The sequence below is a fragment of the Mesorhizobium sp. WSM1343 genome (genome assembly GCF_055901535.1).
Map to the genome: position 1 here is coordinate 4,140,976 of NZ_CM148370.1, position 25,760 is coordinate 4,166,735.

Consider the following 25,760-nt stretch of genomic DNA (forward strand, 5'->3'; position numbering starts at 1 on the left):
GGAAAAATTCTGCGTCGAAGGAGACTAGTTGTGATTGGAGAGCAAGACGTCCTTGGCTTCGTTAATCCGCGCCGCCAGGAAAGACGTGCCGCCGACATCGGGGTGCAGGCGCTGCATCAGGCGGCGGTGCGCCTTGCGGACATCCGCCGCGGCGGCCCCCGCTTCAAGACCAAGGACCTTGTAGGCCTCCTCCTTAGTCATGGCGCCCGGACCTGGCGCAACACCCAGCCCTTCGCCACCGTTCGTCTCAGTGTTTTTGCGCCAGACGGGAAATCTGCCGTCAAGATACGTCTCTAGCAACTGCCGGCTCTCCGGATCACCGGAGAGTTCGCGATAGAGGTGCTGCAATTCCACCAGCCCCATCGCGCCAAGCATCTTGCCTTCGTGGCGGCCAGCCAGGACCAGTCCTTCGAGGCCGCCGGTATCGTGATCGAGCTCCATTTCCAATGCCGCTGTGCGCACCGTCGAGCGTTTGCCCGGTGCAAGCACCGCCGGCTGGCGTTTCATTCGCATGGAACCATACCAGGCAATTGCCGCGGTGAGGATCATGCCGCCGACGCCTTCACGGCCGACCACCAGCACGGCGACGCCGACAACCGCCAGAAGAGCTGGCCCGAGCGTTCGCAGCGTGCCCGCCAGTTTCGCTGGCTCGGCACGCAGAAAGATCGTCACCGCGCCGAGCAGCAGCAAAAGCAACGCTACAAAAGCGATGATTGCGCCCATTATTTTCCGCCGCCCCGCAGATGCTCGATCATCAGCCGGTCTTCCGGCCTGCCTCTGGCTTCGAGCGCCTTCAACCCGCCGGTCGCGAACACGGCGACAGCCGAAAGCAGTCCGGCCAGGGTCGCGGCAGCCCGCCGATCAAACCGGAACCAGGCCCCCTTGGACAGCCGCGCAACCTCTTTGAACGCCTTTTCCGCGCTGGAATCATGGCCTTCCTGAAAGACGAAGACAGGAACGCCATGAAGGCCGAGGCTGCCGGCCTTTTCGGCCAGATCGCCGATATCCTCTTCCATCGCATCGCCGATATAGACCAGCGCATTGACCTTAGCGGTTGCCGTCTGTTTCAACGCATGCGCCAGCACCTTGCCGATCTGGGTATGACCGCTGCGGCACTCGATCCGCGTCATCAGCTGCTTCAAGGCATTGGTGTCGCTCACGAAAGCGGACGAACGGCACTCGCCAAGACCGCGAAAATAAACCAGTTGCACGCTGAGGGTTCCTGCCTTGCCGACGGCGTCGAACATCTGGCCCTGCAGCGTGCAGGCCAGATCCCATGTCGGCTGGCGGCTCATCGTCGCGTCGAGAGCAAGGATCAGCCTGCCCGAACCGGTCGCCGATGCGGCAAGTGTCCTCGCCTGGCGAATGAAGGCGTCGATCTCGCCGGCGTTGGATTGAGGCTTGATCGGCGCAGGATTGGTCCTCGCTGGCACAGGTTGCTTCTTATCGCTCATAAAAAACAAGATGTGGCGTTGCCAGATCGCTTGCAAGCCCCACATCGGGTGGCACAAAGGGCCAGACGGTGATGCCACCTCGGGTCAGAGCAGGCCGAGATCGGCAAGCTCGCGCCTGAGTTTCGGCGGCATCTCGATCAGTCCGGCCTTGCCCTTGCCCAGATCGAGCGGCGCGTCGGCCGGCTTCAGATAGCGCCAGCCCTGAAACGCCCGGCGCGGCTGCCAGTCGGTTCGAACAACCTTCGGGTCGAGAATCAGGTGGCAGCGGCCGATGCCTTCACTATCGGTGAACGGCCGGATCTCGGTGATCAGTTGGCGGCACTGCACATTTCCTTTGATCACCCAATAGAGCGAACCGCCATCGGTGACCTCGGCGCCGCGCGTCGGCATCATGCGCGTGGTGTGATATTGCTCGACCGGCTCACCGGCGCGCCGCCGCTCGCCGAGGCGAAAGGCGATCCACTCCTCGAGATCTTCGACACTGTCGCAGCCGACACAGAGTTTTATGAGATTGAGAGACATCGCTTAAGGTTAGTCCCGCATGCGGACGCGTCAACGACCGGATCGACTTCTCCACAGTGGCAGTTTAGGCCAGCCTTCAGCATTCCACGACATTGACGGCGAGCCCACCCAGGCTGGTTTCCTTGTACTTCTCGTTCATGTCGAGGCCGGTCTGGCGCATGGTCTCGATCGCTGCATCGAGAGGTACGAAATGGGTGCCGTCGCCCTTGATGGCCAGTGACGCTGCCGTCACCGCCTTGACCGCGCCCAGCGCATTGCGCTCGATGCACGGCACCTGCACCAGCCCGCCAACCGGATCGCAGGTCATGCCGAGATGGTGTTCGAGCGCGATCTCGGCGGCATTCTCGACCTGCTCGGGCGTACCGCCCATGACGGCGCACAGGCCGGCCGCCGCCATTGCCGATGCCGACCCGACCTCGCCCTGACAGCCGACTTCGGCGCCGGAGATCGAAGCATTGGTCTTGATGATGCCGCCGACGGCAGCAGCCGTCAGCAGGAAATCACGAATGCTCGGCTGGTCCGCCTCGGGATGGAAATGCAGCCAGTAGCGCAGCACCGCCGGCAGCGTGCCGGCCGCACCGTTGGTCGGCGCTGTGACGACCCGGCCGCCAGCGGCGTTTTCCTCGTTCACCGCCATGGCGTAGATCGACAGCCAGTCATTGGCGAGCAAGGGATTGGGCTTGTTCTGCTGCCATTGCTCCTGCAGCTTGTCATGCAGCATGCGGGCACGGCGGCGCACCTTCAACCCGCCCGGCATGATGCCGTCCTGCGACAGGCCACGGTCGATGCAGCCTTTCATGGCGCTCCAGATGCCGTCGAGGCCGGCGTCGAGCGCCTCGCGCGTCATCTGCGTCTCCTCGTTGACGCGTTTCATGTCGGCGATGGAAAGGCCGCTTTTGCCGGCCATGGCCAGCATCTCGACCGCATTCTTGAACGGATAAGGCACTTTCTTGCCTTCCGTCGTCACCGATCCCTTGGCCTTCATCCGCTGCAGTTCCTCTTCGGAAACCACGAAGCCGCCGCCGATCGAATAATAGATGCGCTTGAGCAGCAGGCGGCCGCCGGAATCATAGGCGTAGAACGCCATGCCGTTGGCGTGGCCGGTGAACGGCGTCTTGCGGTCCAGCACCAGATCGGTGGCCGGATCGAAGCGATAGGTGGGATGGCCGGGCGGCGAAATACGCTTTTCGGCGGCGATGCGACTGGCAATGCCATCAGCCTGGTCGGGATCGACCGTCTGCGGCGTCAGACCGGCAAGGCCGAGCATGACGGCGCGGTCACTGCCGTGGCCGATGCCGGTATAGGCGAGTGACCCGTGCAGGCTGGCACCAAGGCGGTCGACCTTCACACCCGCCGGGCGCGGCCAGTCATTTCCCGCGACCTCGTCGAGAAACCGCGCCGCGGCGGTCATCGGTCCCATCGTGTGCGAACTCGAGGGTCCTATGCCGATCTTGAACAGGTCGAAAACCGAAAGGAACACGCGGCGTTGTCTCCTGGAGTCAGGTCGAGGACTACATATAGGAATTCTCACGATGTTTCCGCTCTTTTGGAAATCGCGGCGCTGCACCCGCCGACGTTGTTTGCTCCGGCAGCGACATTGGCACAATCGCTGAATGCGGACATCGAAGCGATCGCCCTGAATGTGATAAATTCAGGCCATGGGCGATTCCCTCGATCTTTCGACAGCCGATCTCGCGGCGCTGGCCTTCTTCCTCGTCGCGTGGCTGCTGCACACGTTTGCCTCCGACGGCAAGCTTGTCAGCCGGGTGTCGCTGACGACGGCGATGAATGCACAGCGGCAAGCCTGGATGCGGACCATGGCCGAGCGCGAGATCCGCATCGTCGACACCGCCATCATGAGCGGGCTGCAGCAAGGCACCGCCTTCTTCGCCTCCAGCTCGCTGATCGCGATCGGCGGCTGCTTTGCCCTGCTCGGCGCGTCCGACCGGGTTCTTGAAGTGCTCAGCGACCTGCCTCTGGGTGGCGCGCCGTCGCGCGCGGCCTTCCAGATAAAGGTGTTTGGGCTGGTGCTGATCCTGGCGTTTTCGTTCTTCAAATTCGGCTGGGCGTACCGGCTGTTCAATTATTGCACGATCCTGATCGGCGCCGTACCGATCCCGCATGGCGAAGCCTCGCGCAATCCGGTCACCGAAACGGCGGTGTGGCGTGCGGCGCAAATGAACATGCTGGCCGGAAAGCACTTCAACTCCGGCCTGCGCGGCGTGTTCTTCTCGATCGGTTATCTCGGCTGGTTCGTCGACCCCATGGTGTTCGTGTTGTCGACGCTGTTGCTGCTGGCGGTGCTGGTGCGGCGCCAGTTCTTCTCGGCGGCCAGGCAGGCGGTGATCGGTCAGCCACCCGGAAAAGGCTGATCGATCCGGCCTGACAGCCAGTAGGCAAAAAGCCCGATCCATTCCCGGATGGCCATGGTGGTGGCCTGCAGCGAATCGGCTGGATTGTCGCGGAACAGGCCGACGCCTTCCCGTCCCGAGGTGCGATAGTCGACCGGCCATGGAACGGTTGCAAAGCCGGCCTTGTCGAACAGCGCCTTGGCGCGCGGCATATGGAAGGCCGAGGTCACCAGCAGCCAGGTCTCGCCGGGCTTCGGCGTTACCAACTCCTTGGTGAAGACCGCGTTCTCATAGGTGTTGCGGGACTTGTTCTCCAGGATCATACGGTCGGCGGCCACGCCAAGCGCGGTGAGCAGGCGCGGCGCGGTTGCGGCATCGCCCTCGCCATCGAGAAACAACGCGCCGGTGCCGCCGGAGACGACCACCTTGGCGGTGGGAAAGCGCCGGGCGAGAATCGCGGTCTCGACCATCCGATCGCCGCTGCTGTTCAGCTCATAGCCGCCGCGCGCCAGATTGATGGCGCCCTCGAAGCCGCCGCCGAGCACGACGATGCCGTCGACCTTTTCCGGCAGCGGCGGGCGTTGAAAGCGCTCTTCCAACGGATTGAGCATCATGGCGCCGAGCGACGTCCATGCTGACAGTGCAAGGATCAAAAATGCCAGCACGCTGCCGGCGGCCGCTAACCGTCGGCGCCCGGTCGTGACCGCGAGCAGTCCCGCCAACAGCAGGAAGATCGCCAGGTTGAGCGGCTGGATGAAGAACCAGAAGATCTTGGAAAGGTAGAAGAACATTGGCTGCCTATCGTCGGCTCGAATTCTCACGACCGATGAAGTGCTCGACGGCACTTGTCACAGCCTCGGCCTCGGGGCGGCTCAACTCCCTGCCGAAAACAAGGACGCCGTTGGTGTTGGTGAACCTGATGACTTCCGACAGCCCCGCTTCATCCGTTGGATAGGTATGGTCGAGGATTTCGGCCTCAAGGTGCCCTTTCAAAGGCAATGAGGAACGATTTCGCACAAAACCCCTGACGTCGCGCACGGCTGCCACGTCGGTTAGCCGCAGGGTTTCCTTGCGAACACCAGCCACATGAAATCCTTGCCGAGGAAGTAGGTGAAGAGGGCAATGATCGCAGTGAACGACAGCAGTCCGAGAGTGCCGCTGGCGACGTTTGCGGGCGACGTGTCGGTCAATCCCATGTAGCCGGTGTAGGCAACGATCGCGGCCCCAACCAGGACGAAGCCCATCCTGAAATCCGAGATGCGCGGTGGGTTGGTTATCAGCAGTTCGTCTTCCGTCTCGACGATGGAAATGCGAGACGGGGGCGGCATGCTACCACCATTTCTCCGGCTGGAATGTGCCGGCGGCTTGCTCGATGACGGCGGCGGTCTGGAACAGGGTTTCCTCGTCAAACGGCCGGCCGATCAACTGAAGCCCGAGCGGCAAACCCTTGGCGTCGAGCCCGGCGGGCACAGCGATGCCCGGCAGGCCGGCCATGTTCACCGTGACGGTGAAGATGTCGTTCAGGTACATCTTGACCGGATCGGCAGCCATGTCCTCGTCGGCGATGCCGAAGGCGGCGGATGGCGTTGCCGGGGTCAGGATGACATCGACGCCGGCGGCGAAGACAGTCTCGAAATCCCGCTTGATCAGATTGCGCACCTTCTGCGCCTGCAGATAATAGGCGTCGTAATAGCCGGCCGACAGCACATAGGTGCCGATCATGATACGGCGCTTGACCTCACGGCCGAAACCGGCGGCACGGGTCTTCTCATACATGTCGACGATATCCTTGCCCGGCACGCGCAAGCCGTAGCGGACGCCATCGTAGCGGGCGAGGTTGGACGAAGCCTCGGCGGGCGCCACGATGTAATAGGCAGGCAACGCATATTTGGTGTGCGGCAGGGAAATATCGACGATCTCGGCGCCGGCGTCCTTCAGCCAGGCAATGCCCTTCTGCCACAGCGCTTCGATCTCTTCGGGCATGCCGTCGACGCGGTACTCCCTGGGAATGCCGACCTTCATGCCCTTGATCGGCTTGCCGATCGCGGCCTCATAGTCCGGTACCGGCATGTCGACCGACGTCGTGTCCTTCGGATCGACGGAGGCCATCGACTTCAGCAGGATCGCGGCATCGCGCACGTCACGAGCGATCGGGCCGGCCTGGTCGAGCGACGAGGCGAAGGCGACGATGCCCCAGCGCGAGCAGCGGCCATAGGTCGGCTTGATGCCGACCGTGCCGGTGAAGGCGGCCGGCTGGCGGATCGAGCCGCCAGTATCCGTCGCGGTCGCGCCGGCACACAGGAAGGCCGACACTGCGGTTGCCGAACCGCCGGAAGAACCGCCCGGCACCAGCTGCGCATTGTCCAGGCTGCGCGCGGTCCTGGTGCCGCCGGCCGAGACGAAGCCGCCATCACCCTGATGCGTCGTCGGCATCACCACCGTGTCTAGGCGCGAGCGCCGCCACGGATTGATGACCGGGCCATAGTAGGACGTCTCGTTGGACGAGCCCATGGCGAACTCGTCCATGTTGAGTTTACCGAGCATGACGGCGCCGTCGGCCCACAGATTTGACGTAACGGTCGATTCGTAGCGCGGCTTGAACCCGTCCAGCACATGACTGCAGGCCTGCGTATGGACGCCTTCGGTGCCGAACAGGTCCTTGATTCCGAGCGGGATGCCTTCCAGCGCACCGCCCTCGCCCTTGACCAGCCTTGCGTCGGACGCCTTGGCCATGTCGCGCGCCTTGTCGCCTGTCACCGCGACATAGGCATTGAGCGCGGGATTGGCGCGATCGATGGCCGAGAGATAGGCCTCGGTGATCTCGGTCGCGGTGATTTCCTTGCCGTGCAGCTTGGCGCGGGCCTGTGAAATCGTCAGCTGGGTCAGGTCGCTCATCAAAGGCTCTTTTCGTAAAACACCGACCACTCGGAATCGGGATAATCCAGCACCGGGCCGCAACGCGAAAACCCGGCGCGTTCGTAGACGGTCCACGCCGCGGGGTGACGGTCGCCCGTCTCCAGCACCAGGCGCTTCAGCCCCTCGTTGCGCGCCAGCGCCTCGACATGCTCGACGATTTTCGCGCCGATCTTCTGCCCGCGATGCGAGGGCCGCGTGTACATGCGCTTGACCTCGCCGACAGCGCCGTCATGGCGTTTCAGCGCACCGCAGCCAATGGCCATGCCGTTGTCGCGGGCGATGAAGACAGTCGTGTCCTCACCAGCCATCTGCTCGACCGTCAGATGGTAGCAATGCTCCGGCGGCGTCAGTTCGAGCAAGGTCTGGTTGAGTTCCTCGACCAGGCCGCGCACGTCGTCCTGCAGTGGCGTTTCAATGGCGATGTCGATTGCCATCGGCCGGTTTACTCCACGACCTTCGGCACGAGGAAGAAATTCTCTTCGGTCGCCGGCGCGTTGGCGACGATGTCAGCTGCCTTGCCGCCGTCAGTAACAACGTCCTGACGCTTCTTCATGTCCATCGGCGTCACCGAGGTCATCGGTTCGATGCCGGAAACATCGACCTCATTCAGCTGTTCGACGAAGCCCAGAATGGCGTTCAGCTCGCCGGTCATCCGTTCGGCATCTTCCTCGCTCACTGCAATGCGGGCGAGATGCGCGACGCGCTTCACTGTCTGAAGATCTACGGACATGTTTTTGCCTCGGGGAAAACCAGTTCGGGCTATAGCGGCGCCGCGCGCGCTGCGCAACATGCATCGTGCGAGAGACCAGGCTGCGGCGGCGGCCTAGTCTTCGGCCATCGATCCACGCACAGGATGATGTCTACGGCAGGGCAACGCCCTCGCACAGATAGTAGCTGCCGCTGTTGCCGCTTGCTTCGCTTTCGTCGTTGACGGGCCGGACCGACACGAGATCGATCTGCTTGTCGTTCATTTGCGTCACCGAGAGGACATCCGGGAAGACGTAGCCCGGTTCCTGGCAGATGGCCGTCACCGCCCAGCTCGGCGAAGCGGTCGCCTTGCTGACCTGCAGAAACTCGCAATTGTATTCCACGCTCTGCAGGCCGTGCGCCGAAAGCACGATGTTGCCGGCGTCGATCAGCGTTTGCAGCGTGTCCTTTTTGGCCTGCGTGCAAAGCTCTTCGGACTGAAGGTAGACGCCTTCGATGAAATCATCCGCGGCCAGCGCGGGCGACGCCGCGACAAACATGGAAACGCAAAGAGATCGCCCCAACACCATGGATTTATTCCACTTTAGCTGTTTCTAGATCGTAATCGTCTCACCGATTTTCGGCAACGCCAGCCTTACACCGGATCCTTCCAGGCCGGCCTCGAACTTATCGGCGGTCGGGTCGATCATCGGAAACGTGCCGAAGTGGCAGGGAACCACGGTGTCGAATTTGAAGAAGCGCCGGCAGGCAAGTGCCGCCACCGCGCCGCCCATGGTGAAGCGGTCGCCGATCGGCACCAGGCCTATCTTCGGCTCATGCAACTCGTTGATCAGCGCCATGTCGGAGAAGATGTCGGTGTCGCCCATGTGATAGAGCGTTTTGTCTTCCGCGAAATGCAGGACGAGGCCGCCCGGATTGCCGAGATAGGTGTTCTGGCCGCCCTCGCCCGGGAACGAGGATGAGTGCAGCGCCTGGACAAAAGTGGTGGTGAAGCTGCCGCAATCGACGGTGCCGCCGATGTTGCCGGGATTGATCTTCTTGTCGCTGACGCCCTTGCCGACCAGATACATGCAGATCTCGAAATTGGCGACGAGCTGGGCGCCGCTTTTGCCGAGCACCTCCACCGCGCCGCTGATGTGGTCGCTGTGGCCATGCGTCAGCAGCACATGCGTGACACCCTCAGCCGGGCCCTCCCAGCCACCCGTCCATGACGGATTGCCTATCAGATAGGGGTCGATGAGGATCTTGACATCAGCGGTATCGATCCGAAAGGCCGAGTGGCCGTACCAGGTCAGTTTCATGAATGCATTCCTCGATTTTTGACTTGCCAAAGGATAGAACGCCAGTGGCCCCGAGATCAAAGGGTTACTTGTCCGCCACGCGTTTGACAAAACACCTGGTGGTGAAAGGCGAAGGACGGCCGGTGGGCATTATCACGATCGAAGAATTGCCGGCGCGGTTAGCCGACGGTAAGACGCTGGCGGGGCTTGACCTCGGCGACAAGACGATCGGCGTCGCGGTCTCGGACCAGAGGTTTTCCTTCGCCCATCCGCGTCCGGTCATCATGCGAAGGAAATTTTCGCTCGATGCGGCGGTGCTGCTCGCCTTGCTGCAGAAGGAGAATGCCGGCGCCGTGGTGATTGGGCTGCCGATCAACATGGACGGCTCGGAAGGTCCGCGTGCGCAGAAATCGCGCGCCTTCGTCCGTAACATGGCACAAATGAGCGACCTGCCCTTCGTGCTCTGGGACGAAAGGCTATCGACGGTCGCGGCCGAAAGGACGCTGATCGAGATGGATTTCTCGCGCCGCAAGCGCGCCGGTAAGATCGATTCGGCGGCAGCCGCGTTTATTCTGCAGGGAGTTTTGGACCGGCTTCAGTCGCTCCACGCATCCGCTCGAACGGAACCGGACCCGCCCAGCGCTGTCTGACCCAGCCGGCGATTTCGCGGCGACGGCGGAATGCCCAAAGCGCCATCAGCAGCAACCCGTCGAAGACGCACGTCTTCGCCACCATGCCGGGGATGATCGCCGGATCGATGCCGAGCATCTGACCGTAGAGCTGGAAGAAGAAGTCGTGCATCTGTCGGCTGAGCATCGCGTAGCCGAAATTGATGTCATTGGCCGACAGATAGAACCAGCCCCAGAAAATCGCCATCGGCGCCGCCCAGAATCCGAAGATGTAGCGCATCAGCGGCCTCCCCTGGGATTGGAGCCGGTTTTGGACACCGTTCGGCCTGATATGAGTGAAAGCAGCGAATTGTGGGCTGCGGCTTTCGCCATGCCGTGCGCGACGGCATGGATCTCGCCTTCGCCCGAAGCCGCTGCCGCAACCACGGACCGCCGTTCGGCAAGCATGGCGACATAGGATGCCAGAAGTGCTGCCAGCTGCACGGCAACGGCCATGAACAGCCCGTTTATGCCTTGCGCAGCACCCCCGATGACGATCAGCGACAACACGCCGGACGCGCAGATGAAGGCGATGCGGGCAACGCTGTCGGCGTCCGGGCTGGTCGCGTCGTTGACCAGGGCTTCGACAAAGGCCCAGAAAAACAGAACCGCGACGACCAGCAATGCGGTGGCAAGCGGCGCCACGACAACGAAATTGTCGAGGTTGACGAAGCGGGTACCCTCGATTGTGGCACCGATCACGCCGAGCGCCGCCGCCACACCACGGTTTCCGTCGATGCAGATGAGCGCAAGCAGGGCGAAAACAATCGTCCAGTGCAAGGTCAGAAAAGAGGTCAGTACCTGTCGCATCGGTGTTCCTGCTTCGCAAAGCAGGAGACGGCCAATCTGAACCATTGCCTGCTTGCGCCGGGACAGTGGGCCTTGCCGCTCGCCATCGCAACGGAAACCATTTGTTAAGGTTAACGGAAATTAGCCATATGCGAGAGGATACGGACCAACCCCTCAAACCAACGCCTCAAAACTGTGGATGGCGCCGGTTTTTGCGATGCTCGCGGCTCAGTTCACTGGCGGATAGAGCGTGTCGATGATCATGCGTGCATCGTGGCGCGAATCGATCATGCCATAGGTGTTGCGCCATTGGCCGGCCAATCGCGTCTCGACGAAAGCGTCGGCGATCCGCCCTGCCCCCAGACGGCGCAATTCCGCCGCCGCAGCCGACAGAGCCAGCTGCTCGGTGAGCAGCCGAGCCGAACCTTCGTCGGTTGAAGCGACCTGCATCGCCGCCTTCAGCACGCCGATCGTGCCGCGTCCGCCGGCGCCGAGATCGCGGTCGATGCCGGCCAGCACATCCTCGAACAGGCCGGGCGCACGGCCAAGCACGCGCAGCACGTCGAGCGCCATGACATTGCCCGAGCCCTCCCAGATCGCGTTGACCGGGGCCTCGCGATAATAGCGGGCGAGCGGCGCCTCCTCGACATAGCCATTGCCGCCGAGGCACTCCATCGCCTCATAGAGCAAAGGCGGCGCGATCTTGCAGACCCAGTATTTGACGACCGGCGTCATGGCGCGGGCAAACGCCGCTTCACCGCGGTCGCTGGCCGCCTCGTCGAAGGACCGCGCCAGCCGGAACGACAGTGCGGTGGCGGCGGCGACATCGAGTGCCATGTCGGCCAGCACGCGCTGCATCAACGGCTGCTCGATCAGGGTCGAACCGAACACCTGACGATGGCGGGCATGATGAACGGCCTCGGCGAGGCCCGCGCGCATGATCGCCGACGAGGCGATGGCACAATCGAGCCGGGTGAGCGTCACCATGTCCATGATCGTCTTCACACCGGCACCGGGTTCGCCGACCATCTCGCCGATGGCATTGACGAATTCGACTTCGGAGGATGCGTTGGAACGGTTGCCGAGCTTGTCCTTCAGCCGCTGGAAGCGGAAGCCGTTGCCCGAGCCGTCACCGAGAACGCGCGGTACGAGGAAGCACGACAGCCCCTCCGGCGCCTGCGCCAGCACCAGGAAGGCATCCGACATCGGCGCCGACATGAACCATTTGTGCCCGGTCAGACGATAAAAACCGCTGCCGGCGCGTTCCGCCCTCGTCACATTGGCGCGCACATCGGTGCCGCCCTGTTTCTCGGTCATGCCCATGCCGAGCGTCAGCCCGGTTTTCTCGACCGGCGGCTTTTGGCTCTGGTCATATTTGCGCGTCGTCACGCGCGGCGCCCATTCACGAAACAGTTTCGGGCTGGCCATCAAGGCCGCTAGCGAAGCGTTGGTCATGGTGATGGGGCACAGATGCCCGGTCTCGAGCTCCGCCGTCAGATAAAACCGGGCGGCACGGACCTGATGGCGGCGGCCGATCTCGGTGTCGCCGTTTTCCCACACCGAGGAATGCAGCCCATTGGCCACGGAGCGACGCATCAAGGCGTGATAGGCGGGATGGAACTCGACCACGTCGATGCGCCGTCCTTGGCGATCATGCGTCCTCAGCTTCGGCGTCTCGACATTGGCGAGGCGCGCCAGTTCCTGCGCCTCCTGCGTCAGCACGAAACGGCCGAGACCGTCGAGTTCCCGGCGCACCGGATCGGAAAAACGCTCCGCGAGCTGGATCAGCAACGGATCGCCCCGCCAGGCGTTGCCGCCCGTCAGCGGCGGCGGCTGGTTCGTCACGTCGTCGGTCACGCCCAATCCTTCTATCGTCAGAAAGCCACGAATCCGAGGCTGTCGGCTAGATATAGCCAAGCCATGCAGCGCGCGCGATGAAAATACCGGCCGATACAATCGGCCATCTACACGAAAAAAATGAGGAGAACGGCTCCAATGCAAAGCTGGCGCTTGCAGCCGCAAAGTCTCCACCCTATAGCAGCCCCTTGAGATGACCGACGCTTCGTCCCCCTATCCTCATCGCCATCTTCTGGGCATCCGCGACCTTTCCCCTGCCGACATCGAGCTGTTGCTCGACAGGGCGGACCGGGCGGTCGCGATCTCGCGGCAGTCCGAGAAGAAAACCTCGACGCTGCGCGGCCGCACACAGATCAACCTGTTCTATGAAGCCTCGACGCGCACGCAGTCGTCGTTCGAACTGGCCGGAAAGCGGCTTGGCGCCGATGTCATGAACATGTCGGTGGCAAGCTCTTCGGTGAAGAAGGGCGAAACGCTCATCGACACGGCGATGACGCTGAATGCCATGCGGCCCGACATATTGATCATCCGCCACCAGTCGGCCGGTGCGGCCGCGCTTCTCGCGCAGAAGGTCGGCTGCTCCGTCGTCAATGCCGGCGACGGCGCGCATGAGCACCCGACACAGGCGCTGCTCGACGCGCTGACCATCCGCCGCGCCAAAGGCCCGCTGTCGAAGCTGATCGTGGCGATCTGCGGCGACATCCTGCATTCGCGCGTGGCGCGCTCCAACATCATGCTGCTCAACGCGCTCGGCGCGCAGGTGCGCGTCGTTGCGCCGTCGACGCTGCTGCCCACTGGCATCGAGAAGATGGGCGTCATCGTCACCCGTTCGATGGCCGAAGGCCTCAAGGACGCCGATGTGGTGATGATGCTGCGCCTGCAGCGCGAGCGCATGGAAGGCGCCTTCGTGCCTTCGGTGCGCGAGTATTTCCGCTATTTCGGCCTCGATGCGGAAAAACTGAAGGCGGCCAAAGACGACGCGTTGGTGATGCACCCCGGACCGATGAACCGTGGCGTCGAGATCGCTTCGGAAATCGCCGACGGCCCGCAAAGCGTCATCCAGGAACAGGTCGAAATGGGCGTTGCTGTGCGCATGGCGGTCATGGAAGCGCTGCTCGATCCCCGTCGCAATCAAGAGGGCCGCGGCGCATGAGCATAACGGTCTTTGAGCGCGCCCGCATCGTCGACCCCTCGCGCGGCATCGACGAAGTCGGCGCCGTCATCGTCGATGGCCGCAAGATCGTTGCCGCCGGCAAGGTAGCGCTCAACCAGGGCGCGCCCGAGGGCGCCACCATAATCGACTGCGCCGGCAAGGCGATCATTCCAGGCCTGGTCGATGGCCGCGTCTTCATCGGCGAACCGGGCGGCGAGCATCGCGAAACCATTGCGTCGGCGAGTGTCGCGGCGGCGGCTGGCGGCGTCACCTCCATCGTCATGATGCCCGATACCGACCCGGTGATCGACAATGTGGCGCTGGTCGAGTTCGTGCTGCGCACCGCGAAAGACACGGCTATCGTCAACGTCTTTCCGGCTGCGGCGATCACCAAGGGCCTCGACGGGCGCGAGATGACCGAGTTCGGCCTGCTGCGCGAAGCCGGCGCGGTCGCCTTCACCGATGGCCGCCACACCATATCGAGTGCGCTGGTGATGCGCCGCGCGCTGACCTATGCGCGCGACTTCGGCGCCACCATCGTGCATGAGACGCAGGATGCGGACCTCGGTTCATCCGGCGTGATGAATGAAGGCCTCTACGCCAGCTGGCTCGGCCTTTCCGGCATTCCGCGCGAGGCCGAATCCATCCCGCTGGAACGCGACCTTGCGCTGGCGCGGCTGACGCGCGGTTCGTACCATGCGGCGAAGATCTCGACGGCGATGGCGGCAAACGCCGTGACGCGTGCCAAGGCCGACGGGGCGACGGTGACGTCGGGCGTGGCGATCCACAATCTGTCGCTCAATGAAAACGATGTCGGCGAATACCGCACCTTCTTTCGCCTGACGCCGCCATTGCGTGCCGAGGAAGACCGGCTGGCGATGATCGAGGCGGTCAGGGACGGTACGATCGACATCATCGTCTCCTCGCACGATCCGCAGGATGTCGACACCAAGCGCCTGCCCTTCGCCGATGCGGCGGCCGGCGCCATCGGGTTGGAGACGCTGCTGGGCGCGGCCTTGCGGCTCTACCACAATGGCGACGTGCCGTTGCTGAGGCTGATCGAGACCCTGTCCACGGCCCCGGCAAAACTGTTCGGACTGCCCGGTGGCACGCTGAAGCCCGGCGCTGTCGCCGATCTTGCGCTTGTCGACCTCGACGAACCCTGGATCGTCAGCGAAAGCGGCATTCGTTCGCGCTCAAAAAACACCTGTTTCGAAGGTGCGCGCCTGCAAGGCAAGGTCTTGCAAACGCTGGTTGCGGGCCGCACAGTGTTCTCCGTCTGAGCCGGACAACCCGCGCACCGCGCCTGATCCGGCCAAACTGGGGGAAATGCGGGGGAAACAATGACTTACAGCCTCATCCCAGCGCTTGTGTTCGGCTATCTCCTGGGCTCGATTCCGTTCGGGCTTCTGCTCACCCGCGCGGCCGGCCTTGGCGATGTGCGCCAGATCGGCTCGGGCAACATCGGCGCCACCAATGTTCTGCGCACCGGCAACAAGGGCCTAGCCGCGGCGACGCTGTTGCTCGACGTGCTGAAGGGCACGGCCGCCGTGCTGATTGCTGGCTATTTCGCGCCTGACCTGGCGATCTGGGCCGGTCTCGGCGCCTTTCTCGGTCATCTCTTCCCGGTATGGCTGGGCTTCAAGGGCGGCAAGGGCGTCGCCACCTATCTCGGCGTGCTGATCGGCCTTGCCTGGCAGGTAGCGCTGATCTTCGCCGTCGTCTGGCTGGTGATGGCATTCCTCTTCCGTTATTCCTCGCTTGCGGCGCTGACGGCGGCGGTCATCGTGCCGATCGCCCTCTATGTCCTGAGCACGCCGCAGATTGCCGGATTGTTCGTGGTGATGAGCGTCATCGTTTTCATCAAGCACCGGGAAAACATTTCTCGCCTGCTTGCCGGCACCGAGGGCAAGATCGGAGCCAAGGGATGAGCGAGCCGACCGCCGGGCCGCGCCTCAGCGACCGGCAGCGGCTGAGCTGGCTACGACTGATCCGCACCCAGAATGTCGGCCCTGCCTCCTTTCGCGACCTGATCAACCGCTTCGGCTCAGCCGAAGCGGCGCTTGAAATACTGCCGGAACTGATGATTTCGGGCGGCGCCATCCGCATCGCCCGCATCCCGTCCGTCGCCGAGGCCGAGGCCGAACTGGAAACAGCTGGAAAGGCCGGCGCCCGCTTTGTCGGCATCGGTGAAGCAGACTACCCACCCCTCTTGCGCAACATGGATCATCCGCCGCCCCTGCTGGCGGTAAAGGGCAACGCAGCTGTTTTCCGGCTGCCGGGTGTCGCCATAGTCGGGGCACGCAACGCGTCGCTGGCCGGCATTAAGATGGCGCGCATGCTGGCAGCCGACCTCGGCCGCGACGGCTACGCAATCGTCTCCGGCCTGGCGCGCGGCATCGACACAGCGGCGCATCAGGGCAGTCTTGCGACCGGCACGATCGGCGTGCTGGCCGGCGGCCTCGACCAGCCTTATCCGCCTGAAAATGCAGGCCTGTGCGAAGAGATTGCCGAGCGTGGCGCCATCATTTCGGAGATGCCCTTCGGCTGGCAGCCGCGCGCTCAGGATTTTCCGCGCCGCAACCGCCTTGTCGCGGGTGCGGTCCTTGGGCTGGTGGTGGTCGAGGCAGCGCAACGCTCTGGGTCCCTGATCAGCGCCAGGCTTGCCGGCGAAATGGGCCGACTGGTCTTCGCTGTACCGGGCTCACCGCTCGATCCACGCGCCGCCGGCGCCAATGGCCTGCTCAAGGATGGCGCCACCCTGGTCACCGAGGCATCGGATATTTCCAGGGCAATCGCGCCGCTGACCGGCATGCGAGCGCCCGACGTGCCGCCGTTCGAAGAGCCGCCCGACTTCTTGGCCGCACCACCGCCCGGCGAAAGCGACCGCGCCCGCGTCATCGAGGCACTCGGCCCGACGCCCGTCTCGGTCGACGAGATCATCCGCCACACTGGCCTGCACCCGGCCCAAGTGTTCATGGTGCTGCTGGAACTCGACCTCGCCGGCCGGCTAGAACGCCACGCCGGAGGACATGTTTCGCTGGTTTGACCCACAAACGGCTGCCGCGAATTTGGCGTCGGTTGCGGGCGTACAGTGAGATCGTGGAAGGTTAGGAAGCCGAAGCGATGGATGGCGCAGCCATTGCCCCAGCAAGGTATTCCTTTGCTGTAGCTCGCAAGCGATCGGCGTGGTCATAGATTTCGTCCAGCGAGTCGATCTTGACCTTCTCTTCCTTCTCTCCATCGAAAAGCCCGAGATATTTGACAGTCCGGTTGAACCATAGTCGGGCAAGTGGCTTGCGGTTGTTGTTATCAACGAGGATACCGCAATAGCTCTTCTGGTCGCGCATAATTACCCTTGCTGGCTTTAGAAGATCGCGGACAATAGCCCGGACGACCATGAAACCCTCGCGTTCGTCCTCCGTAGTCACAACCTCCTCTTCGGTCTCAACTCCATCCGCGCCAATCTCGGAAATCTCAGTTTCAGCCAACGCAGTGGATAAACGCGACTGAACAGATTCCCGAACAATCTCGCGAAAGGCTGCTTTGACCATCGGTGTGAACTGCTCCTTCACCTGACCGGTGAACCGGCCTTGGTAAAGTCCAACCGTCACCATCCGAACAAACTCCTCGGGCGGATTTTCCATCACGTTGCCAATCTCTTTTTTGATTGCCGAAGTGTATTTTAGGCGATGAGCGGACTGCAAGATTCCGTCTACGTTGAAATCAGCTTTTGCGAATTTCTTCAGTTCGGACGTCAGTTGACCCTGTAGGTCCGAAAGGTCAAATGTCAGGAACGGGCGATCATCGAGCTTATTCGGTGCAACCAGATCTGTATGGAAATGGAAGGCACGGCCGTTGGTAAGTATGGCAAATTTGGCGTTGGTGACGGAAAAATACCTGTAAAGCTGTGCAAGGTGAATCCGATCAAGAACTGTAGTGATTGGTTTGCATTCGACAAGAATCCTGATTTCTCCATCAATTTTGATCGCGTAATCTACCTTTTCTCCCTTCTTACCCACCGCGTCGGCACAGTACTCAGGTATTACTTCATCAGGATTGAAAACGTCATAATCTAGAGCCGCCAAGAATGGCAGAACTATCGCTGTCTTCAAGGCCTCTTCGGTAAGCATTGCGCTGGAATGCGTCTTGATTCTGTCAGCAAGTACGCGAAGTTTCTCTTCGACGCTCATAGTCCCCTCCCTCAAAATTTGAGATAGGATCGTGCAAAATATGTTTTTGCGCAAGTCGATCTGCACTTCAGAACTTATGATGCACCAAGATCTGTCAACGCAGTCGACCTCAACCGTCTGCCAGAAAGATAACGCCAGCCTCTCAGGCACAGAGAACCTCCGCTCCGAAATTCGGCAATTCTGGTGAAGTAGACGTGAGTAAGAAACCAGGAGCTCTACCGCGCTTCCTAGCTCGACAGGCCGATCGCGTCACAGGCAGCATGTAAGCGCCTCACCACAAAAATTCGCACCAACCAGATTTACAACTGACATGTTAGTAAGATATCACTGCCTTCGAACTTCTTTTCGGAGACCCCCGGTGACATCACGTTTTGGCCTTTCGGCCGCCCTCGCCACGCCTTTCGATGCCTCCGGGCAGATCGCCACCGCCCTCATGGTCGCCCAGGCCAAGCGTTGCCTGGCGGAGGGGTGCACCAGTGTTACGCTTTTTGGCACCACCGGCGAAGGCGCATCGGTTGGCACCGGGGAGCGGCGGTCGGTGACCGAAGCCATGCTGGCCGCCGGCATCCTGCCGCATCAGCTTGTTGCCGGCGTGCTGGTCGATGCGGCCGAAGACGCCGCTGAGCAGGCCCGGCATGCCTTGCAGCGCGGTGCCCGCAACATTCTGCTGGCGCCGCCGAGCTACTTCAAGAATGTCGGCGACGATGGTCTTTTCGGCTGGTTTTCCACTGTCTTTGCCGTGCTCGGTCCCCTCGCCCGTGGCGTTCTGCTCTACAACATTCCGTCGGTCACCATGGTGCAGCTCTCGCTTGACCTGATCGGCCGATTGCGTACGGCTTTTCCGGATGTCGTTGCCGGGGTCAAGGATTCCGGCGGGGATTGGGATTACAGCGAGGCGCTGCTCGGCGCCCATGGCGATCTGGTGATCTTGATCGGTGACGAGCGGCATCTGGCACGAGCCGTGCGAATTGGCGCTCAAGGCGCAATCTCCGGCATGGCCAATTTCGTTACCAGCGAAATCCGGGCCATGGCCGAGGACGGGCGCGACGACACACGCGTCGAGCGTTTCGTGCTCGAATTGCTCAAATATCCGGTCACGCCGGCGGTGAAGGTCATGGTGGCGCGCAAGACCAGCGACGACCGCTGGCTGGCGGTCCGTCCGCCGCTGGAGCCGATCGGTTCGCAGGGGAGACAACAGCTGGCTGACGCCTATGATGGGCTGTTTGCCAGGGAATCAGCCTGACCAGCAAAGAGATACGCGCTGAAATGGAAGACGGCAGCGAGCCGACCACGCTTAGGGAAAAAGCCTATGCCAGCTTCACGCGGCATTTGCTGGCCCGCGATCTGCTGCCGGGCCAGTTCGTATCGCAGCGCGAACTGGTTGCCTTCACCGGGCTGCCGCTCGGCGCCATTCGCGAAATCGTGCCGCGTCTCGAGGCCGAAGGGCTTCTGACGACGATCCCGCAGCGCGGCATGCAGATCGCCCATATCGACATCAGCCTGATCCGCGAGGCTTTTCAGTTCCGCCTGTTCATGGAACGCGAAGCGGTGGCGCTGTTCACCGCCAGCGCTTCCGATGACGAACTTGCCCGCCTGCGGCGCGAACACGAGGAGATGCTGGCTCAAGCCCTTTCGCAGGCGCCGACGCCGGAAATGGAAGCCAGGGCGCAGAGCATCGACTGGGCGATGCACGACACTTTCATCGATGCGCTGGGCAACGAGATCATCGCCAAGGCCTATCTGGTCAACTCGGTGAAGATCCGGCTGATCCATCAGGAGCGCTTCCGCATCGACGGGCGCGTCGTGCCGGTCATGCGTGAGCACCTTGCGGTCATCGAAGCCATGGAAAGCCGCGACCCGCAGAAGGCGGTCGAGGCGATCAGCCTGCACATCGACAAGGCGCGCCGGCTGGCGCTGCAAATCTGAGGAAGCATGAGCCGCGTCGCGGTCGCGACGCATTCGACAACGACAGCAACCGGGAGGAAGAAATGTCGTCCAATCTGTTCAACCCAACCAGGAGGCAACTCCTCCAGGGAACCGCGGCACTTGCCGCCGCCGGCCTTGTGGGTGTTCGCCCAGGCTTTGCCGCGGCCGTCGACTGGAAGCGCTTTGCCGGCACGACGCTCGACGTCAATCTGGTGAAAAGCCCGCGCAGCGACACCCTGATAAAATATCTCGTCGAGTTCGAGGAGTTGACCGGGATCAAGGTCAATGCCGAGGCAACGCCTGAGCAGCAGCAGCGCCAGAAGACGGTGATCGAATTGAGCTCCGGCAAGCCGAGCTTCGACGTCGTGCATCTGAGCTACCATGTGCAGAAGCGGCAGTTCGAAAAAGGCGGCTGGCTTGCCGACATATCAGGCTATCTCGCCGACCCCACCCTTACCGATCCGGGTCTGGTCGAAAACGATTTCGCCGACGCCGGCATGCTGTTCGCCAAGGACGGTCAGGGCGTGCTGCGCTCGCTGCCCTTCTCGGTCGACTACTGGATCGTTTACTGGAACAAGGAGTTGTTCGAGGCCAAGGGCCTCAAATATCCCGAAACCTTCGAGCAGCTGGTGGCCGCGGCCGAGGCGCTGACCGACCCGTCGACCAATACTTATGGTTTCGTCGCCCGCGGCATCAAGAACGCCAACACGCCGGTGTGGACATCGCTCATGCTCGGCTACGACATGACGCCACTCGACGCTCAGGGCAAGCTGCGCACGACGTCGCCCGAGGCGATCGAGGCCGCCGGGCTCTACCAGCGGCTGATGACCAAATCCGCGCCTCCAGGCGTCACTGGCTTCAACTGGGCCGAAGCGCAGTCCGCCTTCCTGCAAGGCAAGATCGGCATGTGGTTCGATGGCGTCGGCTTTGCCCCGCCGATGGAAAATCCGGAAAAATCGCGGGTGGTCGGCAAGGTCGGCTATGGCGTCATGCCCAAGGGTCCCAAGGCGCACGCGGCTGGCACCTTCGGCGACGGTATCGGCGTGACGGCCACCAGCGAGAAGAAGGAGGCCGCCTATCTGTTCTGCCAGTGGGCAGTGTCGCCGGTCATGGGCGCGCGCCTGCTGCAGGCAGGCGCCGGCGTACCGTTCCGCAAATCGGTGCTCGAAGATCCAAAGGTGCGCGAAGGCGTCACCATGCCGGCAAGCTGGCTCGATGCGGTGGTCGGCTCCGGCAATGTGAGCCGGCTGTCGCTGCCGGTCATCATCCCGGTCACAGAGTTCCGCGACATCTACGGCGTGGCGCTGACCAATTTGATCGCCGGCGCTGATCCCGCCGAGGAGTTGAAGAAGGCTACCGACCAATTCCAGCCGGTCCTCGACAGGAGCGAGCAAGGCTGATGTCCGCCACCACCCCAGAACGCACCGGGGTGACGACGCAAGCCATCGAAGGGAGCCAGACGATCCGGCTGGCTCCCAACTACTGGCCTTTCGTCGTTCCGGCGCTCGTCGTCGTCGGCGCCGTGATCGTCTTTCCCTGGGCCTTCACGCTGTGGATGAGCGTCAACCGCTGGACGCTCGGCCAGTCGCGAAGCTTTGCCGGGATGGAGAATTATCTGCGGCTGGCGTACGACCAACGCTTCTGGGAATCGCTTCTCCATACGTTGAGCTACACCTTCCTTTCGGTTGCCGCGCCGATGTTGCTCGGCACCATCGCCGCCCTGATCTTCGACGCCAGGTTTCCGCTGCGTGGCCTGCTGCGCGGCGTCTTCGTGATGCCTATGATGGCAACGCCCGTCGCCGTGGCGCTGGTCTGGACGATGATGTTCCACCCCCAGCTCGGCGTCCTCAACTATCTTCTGTCGCTGGTCGGCATTCCGGCGCAGGAATGGATCTTCAACGCCAACACGGTCATCCCGTCGCTGGTTGCGGTCGAGACCTGGCAGTGGACACCGCTGGTGATGCTGATCGTGCTCGGCGGCCTGGCGTCCGTGCCGCGCGAGCCGTTCGAAAGCGCCGAAATCGACGGCGCCAATGCCTGGCAGCAATTCCGCTATCTCACCTTGCCGATGATCGCGCCGTTCCTGATGATCGCGGTGATCATCCGCACCATCGACGCACTGAAGAGTTTCGACATCATCTACGCGATGACCCAGGGCGGGCCGGGCACGGCCTCGGAGACCATCAACATCTATCTCTACAACACCGCCTTCTCCTACTACGACATCGGCTATGGCTCGGCCATGGCCGTGGTGTTCTTCATCGTCATCGTCGCCCTGTCCTTCATCCTCCTGATGTTGCGCCAGCGCTCGCAGTGGATCGGCGTGGAGGGCAAATAGATGAGTTCACGACTGCTCAACCGGATCGGGCTGTTCTTCGCGGCCCTGGTCTTCGTCTCGCCGGCGATCCTGTTCTTCCTCTGGATGATCTCGCTGTCGCTGAAATTCGAGATCGACAACGGCGCCTATCCGCCGATCCTGATCCCCGAACATCTCGCCTGGTCGAACTATGCAAAAGTGTTTGAGGAGAACAATTTCCTGCTCTATCTCTGGAATTCGGTTCTGGTGACCGGCACGGCGACGCTTTTGGCACTGCTGATCGGCGTGCCGGCCGGCTATGGCATCGCGCGGCTCAAGGCCGAGCGATCGGCGGTGGTCATCATGATCGCCCGCATGACGCCGGGGCTTTCCTATCTCATCCCGCTGTTCCTGCTGTTCCAATGGGTCGGCATTCTCGGCACGCTGTGGCCGCAGATCATCATCCATCTGGTGGTGACCGTGCCGATCGTCGTCTGGGTGATGATCGGCTATTTCGAGACCACCCCGATGGAACTGGAAGAGGCCGCCAACATCGACGGCGCCAGTTCCTGGCAGGTGTTCCGGCTGGTCGCCTTGCCCATCGCCAAGCCGGGCATAGTGGTCGCTTTTATCCTGTCCGTCATCTTCTCATGGAACAATTTCGTCTTCGGCGTGGTGCTCGCCAGCCGTGAGACGCGCACGCTGCCGGTCGCCGTCTACAACATGCTCTCCTACGAGCAAGTGAGCTGGGGGCCGCTCGCCGCCGCGGCCCTGGTGGTGACACTGCCGGTACTGGTCCTGACCATGTTCGCACAAAGGCAGATCGTCGCCGGACTGACCGCGGGCGCCGTCAAGGGCGGCTGAAGGCACGCTACGGCATCGCACTCTTTTTCGAGGAAAACCCAATGGCATCGGTCACAATCAACAACGTGCAAAAGGCTTTCGGAACGGCCAGGATTATCCACGATGTCAGCGTCGATATCGCTGACGGCGAGTTCGTCATCCTGGTCGGCCCGTCGGGCTGCGGGAAGTCGACGCTGCTGCGCATGATTGCCGGACTTGAAACGATCTCGGGCGGCAGGATCGCCATTGGCGATCGCACCGTCAACAATCTGCGGGCGCGCGACCGGAACATCGCCATGGTGTTCCAGAACTACGCGCTCTATCCGCACATGACGGTGGCCGACAATATGGGCTTTGCCCTCAAGATCAAGAAAGCCGATCCGGCCGACACCGCAAGCCGCGTCGGCAGGGCCGCCAGCATCCTGGGCCTCGACAAGCTGCTCGACCGCTATCCGCGCCAGCTCTCCGGCGGCCAGCGCCAGCGCGTCGCCATGGGCCGCGCCATCGTGCGCGACCCGCAAGTCTTCCTGTTCGACGAGCCGCTCAGCAATCTCGACGCCAAATTGCGCGTCCAGATGCGCGGCGAGATCAAGGCGTTGCACCAGCGGCTGGGCACCACCACCATCTACGTCACGCATGATCAGATCGAGGCCATGACCATGGCCGACAAGATCGTCGTGCTGCATGACGGCCTTGTCGAGCAGATCGGTGCGCCGCTCGACCTCTATGACCGTCCGGCCAATCTGTTCGTTGCCGGCTTCATTGGCTCGCCGGCCATGAACTTCATTGCCGGCCGCGTCGAGGAAGGCGTTTTCCGCAGCGCCAGTGGGCTGACCCTACCGTTGCCGGAAGGCATCAACCTGGCAAAAATTCCCGCGGGTGAACTCATCTACGGCATCCGTCCCGAACATATCCGAGCAACGATTTCCCAGGGTATTGCCGGCACGATCGTGCTTCTGGAAGCCACGGGTTCGGAAATCTTCGCCAGGGTCGACTGCGCCGGCGAGGAAATCTCCTGCCTATTCCGGGAGCGGCTTGCGCTAAAGCAAGGCGCGCAGATGCGCATCGAGATCGACCGCGCCTGTGCTCATCTGTTCGACGCCAAGACCGGTCGGCGATTCTAGCGCAAAGGTCTGATATCCCCGCGCAAAGGTCTCAAGCCACGGTTCGCTCTTGCCACTCGCGTCGCTTGGCAGCAATCTCGGATCAAAGAGCCGCTCATCGGGTGGATGTGGGCGTTGTTGGATGCTGCCATGACACGCGACCAGATGCTCGCCCACCTTCGATCCGCCGGCGCGGTCGCGCGCGAGGCGGCGGCGCATGGGCATCATCCCTTTGGTTGCGTGCTGGTCGGGCCGGATGACCGCGTGCTGATGCGGCAGGGCAATCTCGACACGGTGCGCCATGCCGAGACGGAGCTCGCCCGGCGCGCCGCGGCTGCCTACGAGCCGGAGTTCCTGTGGCAATGCACGCTGGTCTCAACCTTCGAGCCGTGCGCGATGTGCGCCGGCACGATGTATTGGGCCAATATCGGGCGGCTGGTTTACGGGGTAGAGGAGACCGAGCTCCTGGCGCTCACCGGGGATCACGCGGAGAATCCTACGATGAGCCTCTCTTCGCGCACCGTCCTCGGCTCCGGCCAGAAAAAGATCGAGGTCTTTGGCCCCTTCCCCGAAATCGCCGACGAGATGCTCGCACCGCACCGCGATTTCTGGAAGCGCTGACGGCTTCGTCCCGGTTGGTAAGGTCGATCAATGGCAGCAGTGACTGTCGGATCGCGGTGGGAGTCGCCGCCGCCGTTCAACAAAATCAAAGACTTGTAGAATCAACGATCCGAAGTGGGACGATCTTGTCATGCGTTGCCCGTGGCGAGATCCTTGAGAAGGGCGTGCAGGCCGTGAAAACTCGCACAGTCGCTGCTTTTTTCAAAGACTTAAAGATCCTAAGTTGCTGATATTTAACGCTAAAACAATGGTGAGCGCGATGGGATTCGAACCCATGACCTACTGATTAAAAGTCAGTTGCTCTACCGGCTGAGCTACGCGCTCCCGCGGGCGAAAGGCGGCCCTCGAAATTGCGCGGAACATAGGGAGAGTGCCTCGACCGGTCAACCGGAAAAAGAGGTCTCGCAAACACGGGCGGCTTCGCCCTGTCGCGGCACTTGTCCCACGCGCTGTCGGGGGAGAACGGCCAAGGAACGCTGCCATTTATGCCTGACAGTGGCATCCAGTCTGGGGAACAATTGTATGCGCCGCTCGTTTTTCGGGCACAGGGACGTCCGCCAAACCATCGAGGAGAAGACCAATGAACAGAATCACAACGAGCCTGCTGGCGACCGCTCTCTCCGCCACATTCGTTGCGGCGGAGGCGGTGTCGGTTAATGCCCAACCGAACTATGTGCCGCAGTCCCAGGTCGCGGTGCCGGATGTACAGACAGTCCAGTACCGGGAGTGGCGCAAGGACCGCTACAATCGCAATTTTTCGCGTGACCGCAGTTTTTCGCGTGACCGCAATTTTTCCCGCAATCGCGGCGCGTATTGGAACGGCCATCGGGGCTATCGTGAATATCGCCCCGGCTACCGTCGTCACGGCGATTATTGGTTCCCGCTTGCGGCCTTCGCTACCGGCGCGCTGATTACCGGGGCAATCATCAACAACGAAAACAACCGCGTCTACGGGGGCAACGCCCACGTGCAGTGGTGCTACGACCACTATCGCAGCTACCGTGCTTCGGACAACACGTTCCAGCCGAATTACGGCCCTCGCAAGGAGTGCCGTTCGCCTTACTGATCCGAAGTGTGAGT

30 protein-coding genes and 1 tRNA gene are annotated in these 25,760 nt (G+C 62.3%); 14 read left to right on the forward strand and 17 right to left on the reverse strand.

Annotation, left to right across the window (positions count from 1 at the left end; all coding sequences use genetic code 11):
- Nucleotides 1-24 precede the first annotated feature (24 nt).
- The 4 genes from AC0NIL_RS20220 to AC0NIL_RS20235 form a co-directional block, all read right to left on the reverse strand.
- Nucleotides 25-723 carry a DnaJ domain-containing protein gene (locus tag AC0NIL_RS20220; RefSeq protein WP_275953077.1) on the reverse strand — a complete coding sequence of 233 codons (699 nt, stop codon included), beginning with the start codon at nucleotides 721-723 and terminating at the stop codon, nucleotides 25-27.
- Entirely contained in the window at nucleotides 723-1,454 is a 732-nt protein-coding gene (locus tag AC0NIL_RS20225) for a VWA domain-containing protein (protein WP_275953078.1), read from the reverse strand. Before AC0NIL_RS20225 ends, AC0NIL_RS20220 begins: the two co-directional genes overlap by 1 nt.
- Nucleotides 1,455-1,538: 84 nt before the next feature.
- Complete coding sequence (locus AC0NIL_RS20230; RefSeq protein WP_275953079.1) at nucleotides 1,539-1,976, reverse strand: DUF1489 family protein; 438 nt, start codon at nucleotides 1,974-1,976, stop codon at nucleotides 1,539-1,541.
- Nucleotides 1,977-2,052: 76 nt separating this feature from the next.
- Nucleotides 2,053-3,456, reverse strand: a complete 1,404-nt coding sequence (locus AC0NIL_RS20235; RefSeq protein ID WP_275953080.1) for an L-serine ammonia-lyase — start codon at nucleotides 3,454-3,456, stop codon at nucleotides 2,053-2,055.
- A gap of 178 nt (nucleotides 3,457-3,634) precedes the next feature.
- Between AC0NIL_RS20235 and AC0NIL_RS20240 the strand changes: the two genes are divergently transcribed.
- Nucleotides 3,635-4,348, forward strand: coding sequence for a DUF599 domain-containing protein (locus tag AC0NIL_RS20240; RefSeq protein ID WP_013531782.1), 714 nt, complete (start codon nucleotides 3,635-3,637; stop codon nucleotides 4,346-4,348).
- Here the strand turns inward: AC0NIL_RS20240 and AC0NIL_RS20245 are convergent.
- The 8 genes from AC0NIL_RS20245 to AC0NIL_RS20280 all read right to left on the reverse strand — a co-directional run bounded on the left by AC0NIL_RS20245 (nucleotide 4,327) and on the right by AC0NIL_RS20280 (nucleotide 9,252).
- Entirely contained in the window at nucleotides 4,327-5,118 is a 792-nt protein-coding gene (locus AC0NIL_RS20245; RefSeq protein ID WP_275953081.1) for a YdcF family protein, read from the reverse strand. The genes AC0NIL_RS20240 and AC0NIL_RS20245 overlap by 22 nt on opposite strands.
- Before the next feature lie 7 nt (nucleotides 5,119-5,125).
- A complete protein-coding gene (locus AC0NIL_RS20250) occupies nucleotides 5,126-5,413 on the reverse strand; it encodes a hypothetical protein (protein ID WP_473573352.1) in 288 nt (95 codons plus the stop codon).
- Nucleotides 5,380-5,655, reverse strand: a complete 276-nt coding sequence (locus AC0NIL_RS20255) for a hypothetical protein (RefSeq protein WP_473573354.1) — start codon at nucleotides 5,653-5,655, stop codon at nucleotides 5,380-5,382. Before AC0NIL_RS20255 ends, AC0NIL_RS20250 begins: the two co-directional genes overlap by 34 nt.
- Nucleotide 5,656: 1 nt before the next feature.
- Nucleotides 5,657-7,222 (reverse strand): amidase, encoded by a 1,566-nt coding sequence (locus AC0NIL_RS20260; RefSeq protein ID WP_027161542.1) that lies wholly within the window; start codon nucleotides 7,220-7,222, stop codon nucleotides 5,657-5,659.
- Nucleotides 7,222-7,677 (reverse strand): GNAT family N-acetyltransferase, encoded by a 456-nt coding sequence (locus tag AC0NIL_RS20265; protein ID WP_063172097.1) that lies wholly within the window; start codon nucleotides 7,675-7,677, stop codon nucleotides 7,222-7,224. Before AC0NIL_RS20265 ends, AC0NIL_RS20260 begins: the two co-directional genes overlap by 1 nt.
- An 8-nt stretch (nucleotides 7,678-7,685) precedes the next feature.
- Nucleotides 7,686-7,973 (reverse strand): Asp-tRNA(Asn)/Glu-tRNA(Gln) amidotransferase subunit GatC, encoded by a 288-nt coding sequence (gene gatC, locus AC0NIL_RS20270; protein WP_013531787.1) that lies wholly within the window; start codon nucleotides 7,971-7,973, stop codon nucleotides 7,686-7,688.
- A gap of 130 nt (nucleotides 7,974-8,103) precedes the next feature.
- Nucleotides 8,104-8,490, reverse strand: a complete 387-nt coding sequence (locus AC0NIL_RS20275) for a hypothetical protein (RefSeq protein ID WP_411970019.1) — start codon at nucleotides 8,488-8,490, stop codon at nucleotides 8,104-8,106.
- Between the two features lie 54 nt (nucleotides 8,491-8,544).
- On the reverse strand, nucleotides 8,545-9,252 hold the full coding sequence (locus AC0NIL_RS20280) for a metal-dependent hydrolase (protein ID WP_275953083.1): 708 nt from the start codon (nucleotides 9,250-9,252) through the stop codon (nucleotides 8,545-8,547).
- Nucleotides 9,253-9,374: 122 nt separating this feature from the next.
- On the opposite strand from AC0NIL_RS20280, the gene ruvX reads away from it, so the two are divergent.
- Nucleotides 9,375-9,881 carry a Holliday junction resolvase RuvX gene (ruvX, locus tag AC0NIL_RS20285; RefSeq protein WP_275953084.1) on the forward strand — a complete coding sequence of 169 codons (507 nt, stop codon included), beginning with the start codon at nucleotides 9,375-9,377 and terminating at the stop codon, nucleotides 9,879-9,881.
- Here ruvX and AC0NIL_RS20290 read toward each other — a convergent pair.
- The 3 genes from AC0NIL_RS20290 to AC0NIL_RS20300 form a co-directional block, all read right to left on the reverse strand.
- Nucleotides 9,799-10,140: a DUF6105 family protein gene (locus AC0NIL_RS20290; protein WP_013531791.1), complete on the reverse strand. Its 342-nt coding sequence runs from the start codon at nucleotides 10,138-10,140 to the stop codon at nucleotides 9,799-9,801. The genes ruvX and AC0NIL_RS20290 overlap by 83 nt on opposite strands.
- The gene (locus AC0NIL_RS20295; protein ID WP_013531792.1) at nucleotides 10,140-10,709 is read right to left on the reverse strand and encodes a hypothetical protein; all 570 of its coding nucleotides are present in this window, start codon (nucleotides 10,707-10,709) and stop codon (nucleotides 10,140-10,142) included. Before AC0NIL_RS20295 ends, AC0NIL_RS20290 begins: the two co-directional genes overlap by 1 nt.
- Nucleotides 10,710-10,916: 207 nt before the next feature.
- Nucleotides 10,917-12,545 (reverse strand): DNA alkylation response protein, encoded by a 1,629-nt coding sequence (locus AC0NIL_RS20300; protein ID WP_013531793.1) that lies wholly within the window; start codon nucleotides 12,543-12,545, stop codon nucleotides 10,917-10,919.
- 193 nt (nucleotides 12,546-12,738) lie between these two features.
- Here AC0NIL_RS20300 and AC0NIL_RS20305 point away from each other — a divergent pair, with 193 nt between their 5' ends.
- The 4 genes from AC0NIL_RS20305 to dprA are packed head-to-tail and all read left to right on the forward strand — an operon-like array spanning nucleotide 12,739 to nucleotide 16,747.
- A complete protein-coding gene (locus tag AC0NIL_RS20305) occupies nucleotides 12,739-13,698 on the forward strand; it encodes an aspartate carbamoyltransferase catalytic subunit (RefSeq protein ID WP_013531794.1) in 960 nt (319 codons plus the stop codon).
- Nucleotides 13,695-14,981, forward strand: coding sequence for a dihydroorotase (locus AC0NIL_RS20310; RefSeq protein ID WP_275953085.1), 1,287 nt, complete (start codon nucleotides 13,695-13,697; stop codon nucleotides 14,979-14,981). The genes AC0NIL_RS20305 and AC0NIL_RS20310 overlap by 4 nt, the downstream gene beginning before the upstream one ends.
- Nucleotides 14,982-15,041: 60 nt before the next feature.
- Complete coding sequence (gene plsY / locus AC0NIL_RS20315) at nucleotides 15,042-15,629, forward strand: glycerol-3-phosphate 1-O-acyltransferase PlsY (RefSeq protein WP_024503489.1); 588 nt, start codon at nucleotides 15,042-15,044, stop codon at nucleotides 15,627-15,629.
- Nucleotides 15,626-16,747: a DNA-processing protein DprA gene (dprA, locus tag AC0NIL_RS20320; protein WP_127366085.1), complete on the forward strand. Its 1,122-nt coding sequence runs from the start codon at nucleotides 15,626-15,628 to the stop codon at nucleotides 16,745-16,747. Before plsY ends, dprA begins: the two co-directional genes overlap by 4 nt.
- Before the next feature lie 61 nt (nucleotides 16,748-16,808).
- On the opposite strand, the gene AC0NIL_RS20325 is transcribed toward dprA, so the two are convergent.
- The gene (locus AC0NIL_RS20325) at nucleotides 16,809-17,891 is read right to left on the reverse strand and encodes a type I restriction enzyme HsdR N-terminal domain-containing protein (RefSeq protein WP_275953086.1); all 1,083 of its coding nucleotides are present in this window, start codon (nucleotides 17,889-17,891) and stop codon (nucleotides 16,809-16,811) included.
- A gap of 358 nt (nucleotides 17,892-18,249) precedes the next feature.
- Between AC0NIL_RS20325 and AC0NIL_RS20330 the strand changes: the two genes are divergently transcribed.
- From AC0NIL_RS20330 to AC0NIL_RS20360, 7 genes are all read left to right on the forward strand, one after another.
- Nucleotides 18,250-19,134: a dihydrodipicolinate synthase family protein gene (locus AC0NIL_RS20330; RefSeq protein ID WP_473573357.1), complete on the forward strand. Its 885-nt coding sequence runs from the start codon at nucleotides 18,250-18,252 to the stop codon at nucleotides 19,132-19,134.
- Nucleotides 19,135-19,157: 23 nt separating this feature from the next.
- Entirely contained in the window at nucleotides 19,158-19,817 is a 660-nt protein-coding gene (locus AC0NIL_RS20335; RefSeq protein WP_064995846.1) for a GntR family transcriptional regulator, read from the forward strand.
- A gap of 62 nt (nucleotides 19,818-19,879) precedes the next feature.
- Complete coding sequence (locus AC0NIL_RS20340; protein ID WP_275953088.1) at nucleotides 19,880-21,217, forward strand: ABC transporter substrate-binding protein; 1,338 nt, start codon at nucleotides 19,880-19,882, stop codon at nucleotides 21,215-21,217.
- Nucleotides 21,217-22,155, forward strand: a complete 939-nt coding sequence (locus AC0NIL_RS20345; RefSeq protein ID WP_013531801.1) for a carbohydrate ABC transporter permease — start codon at nucleotides 21,217-21,219, stop codon at nucleotides 22,153-22,155. The genes AC0NIL_RS20340 and AC0NIL_RS20345 overlap by 1 nt, the downstream gene beginning before the upstream one ends.
- Nucleotides 22,156-22,977 carry a carbohydrate ABC transporter permease gene (locus AC0NIL_RS20350; protein ID WP_013531802.1) on the forward strand — a complete coding sequence of 274 codons (822 nt, stop codon included), beginning with the start codon at nucleotides 22,156-22,158 and terminating at the stop codon, nucleotides 22,975-22,977.
- Nucleotides 22,978-23,018: 41 nt separating this feature from the next.
- Nucleotides 23,019-24,080 (forward strand): ABC transporter ATP-binding protein, encoded by a 1,062-nt coding sequence (locus tag AC0NIL_RS20355; protein ID WP_275953089.1) that lies wholly within the window; start codon nucleotides 23,019-23,021, stop codon nucleotides 24,078-24,080.
- Between the two features lie 129 nt (nucleotides 24,081-24,209).
- On the forward strand, nucleotides 24,210-24,680 hold the full coding sequence (locus AC0NIL_RS20360; RefSeq protein ID WP_275953090.1) for a nucleoside deaminase: 471 nt from the start codon (nucleotides 24,210-24,212) through the stop codon (nucleotides 24,678-24,680).
- Nucleotides 24,681-24,928: 248 nt separating this feature from the next.
- Here AC0NIL_RS20360 and AC0NIL_RS20365 read toward each other — a convergent pair.
- Nucleotides 24,929-25,004, reverse strand: a tRNA-Lys gene (locus AC0NIL_RS20365).
- Between the two features lie 256 nt (nucleotides 25,005-25,260).
- Here AC0NIL_RS20365 and AC0NIL_RS20370 point away from each other — a divergent pair.
- Nucleotides 25,261-25,746, forward strand: a complete 486-nt coding sequence (locus AC0NIL_RS20370) for a BA14K family protein (RefSeq protein WP_013531805.1) — start codon at nucleotides 25,261-25,263, stop codon at nucleotides 25,744-25,746.
- The last annotated feature ends 14 nt before the right edge of the window (nucleotides 25,747-25,760 follow it).

Excerpts from the sequence above, each read along its gene's own strand:
- gatC (WP_013531787.1), bottom strand. The coding sequence starts at position 7,973 with ATGTCCGTAGATCTTCAGACAGTGAAGCGCGTCGCGCATCTCGCCCGC.
- AC0NIL_RS20310 (WP_275953085.1), top strand. The coding sequence starts at position 13,695 with ATGAGCATAACGGTCTTTGAGCGCGCCCGCATCGTCGACCCCTCGCGC.
- AC0NIL_RS20290 (WP_013531791.1), bottom strand. The coding sequence starts at position 10,140 with ATGCGCTACATCTTCGGATTCTGGGCGGCGCCGATGGCGATTTTCTGG.
- AC0NIL_RS20295 (WP_013531792.1), bottom strand. The coding sequence starts at position 10,709 with ATGCGACAGGTACTGACCTCTTTTCTGACCTTGCACTGGACGATTGTT.
- AC0NIL_RS20355 (WP_275953089.1), top strand. The coding sequence starts at position 23,019 with ATGGCATCGGTCACAATCAACAACGTGCAAAAGGCTTTCGGAACGGCC.
- plsY (WP_024503489.1), top strand. The coding sequence starts at position 15,042 with ATGACTTACAGCCTCATCCCAGCGCTTGTGTTCGGCTATCTCCTGGGC.
- AC0NIL_RS20230 (WP_275953079.1), bottom strand. The coding sequence starts at position 1,976 with ATGTCTCTCAATCTCATAAAACTCTGTGTCGGCTGCGACAGTGTCGAA.
- AC0NIL_RS20245 (WP_275953081.1), bottom strand. The coding sequence starts at position 5,118 with ATGTTCTTCTACCTTTCCAAGATCTTCTGGTTCTTCATCCAGCCGCTC.
- AC0NIL_RS20275 (WP_411970019.1), bottom strand. The coding sequence starts at position 8,490 with ATGTTTGTCGCGGCGTCGCCCGCGCTGGCCGCGGATGATTTCATCGAA.
- AC0NIL_RS20240 (WP_013531782.1), top strand. The coding sequence starts at position 3,635 with ATGGGCGATTCCCTCGATCTTTCGACAGCCGATCTCGCGGCGCTGGCC.
- dprA (WP_127366085.1), top strand. The coding sequence starts at position 15,626 with ATGAGCGAGCCGACCGCCGGGCCGCGCCTCAGCGACCGGCAGCGGCTG.
- AC0NIL_RS20260 (WP_027161542.1), bottom strand. The coding sequence starts at position 7,222 with ATGAGCGACCTGACCCAGCTGACGATTTCACAGGCCCGCGCCAAGCTG.
- AC0NIL_RS20345 (WP_013531801.1), top strand. The coding sequence starts at position 21,217 with ATGTCCGCCACCACCCCAGAACGCACCGGGGTGACGACGCAAGCCATC.
- AC0NIL_RS20325 (WP_275953086.1), bottom strand. The coding sequence starts at position 17,891 with ATGAGCGTCGAAGAGAAACTTCGCGTACTTGCTGACAGAATCAAGACG.
- AC0NIL_RS20305 (WP_013531794.1), top strand. The coding sequence starts at position 12,739 with ATGACCGACGCTTCGTCCCCCTATCCTCATCGCCATCTTCTGGGCATC.
- AC0NIL_RS20360 (WP_275953090.1), top strand. The coding sequence starts at position 24,210 with ATGACACGCGACCAGATGCTCGCCCACCTTCGATCCGCCGGCGCGGTC.
- AC0NIL_RS20335 (WP_064995846.1), top strand. The coding sequence starts at position 19,158 with ATGGAAGACGGCAGCGAGCCGACCACGCTTAGGGAAAAAGCCTATGCC.
- AC0NIL_RS20350 (WP_013531802.1), top strand. The coding sequence starts at position 22,156 with ATGAGTTCACGACTGCTCAACCGGATCGGGCTGTTCTTCGCGGCCCTG.
- AC0NIL_RS20255 (WP_473573354.1), bottom strand. The coding sequence starts at position 5,655 with ATGCCGCCCCCGTCTCGCATTTCCATCGTCGAGACGGAAGACGAACTG.
- AC0NIL_RS20225 (WP_275953078.1), bottom strand. The coding sequence starts at position 1,454 with ATGAGCGATAAGAAGCAACCTGTGCCAGCGAGGACCAATCCTGCGCCG.
- AC0NIL_RS20265 (WP_063172097.1), bottom strand. The coding sequence starts at position 7,677 with ATGGCAATCGACATCGCCATTGAAACGCCACTGCAGGACGACGTGCGC.
- AC0NIL_RS20370 (WP_013531805.1), top strand. The coding sequence starts at position 25,261 with ATGAACAGAATCACAACGAGCCTGCTGGCGACCGCTCTCTCCGCCACA.
- AC0NIL_RS20340 (WP_275953088.1), top strand. The coding sequence starts at position 19,880 with ATGTCGTCCAATCTGTTCAACCCAACCAGGAGGCAACTCCTCCAGGGA.
- AC0NIL_RS20220 (WP_275953077.1), bottom strand. The coding sequence starts at position 723 with ATGGGCGCAATCATCGCTTTTGTAGCGTTGCTTTTGCTGCTGCTCGGC.
- AC0NIL_RS20280 (WP_275953083.1), bottom strand. The coding sequence starts at position 9,252 with ATGAAACTGACCTGGTACGGCCACTCGGCCTTTCGGATCGATACCGCT.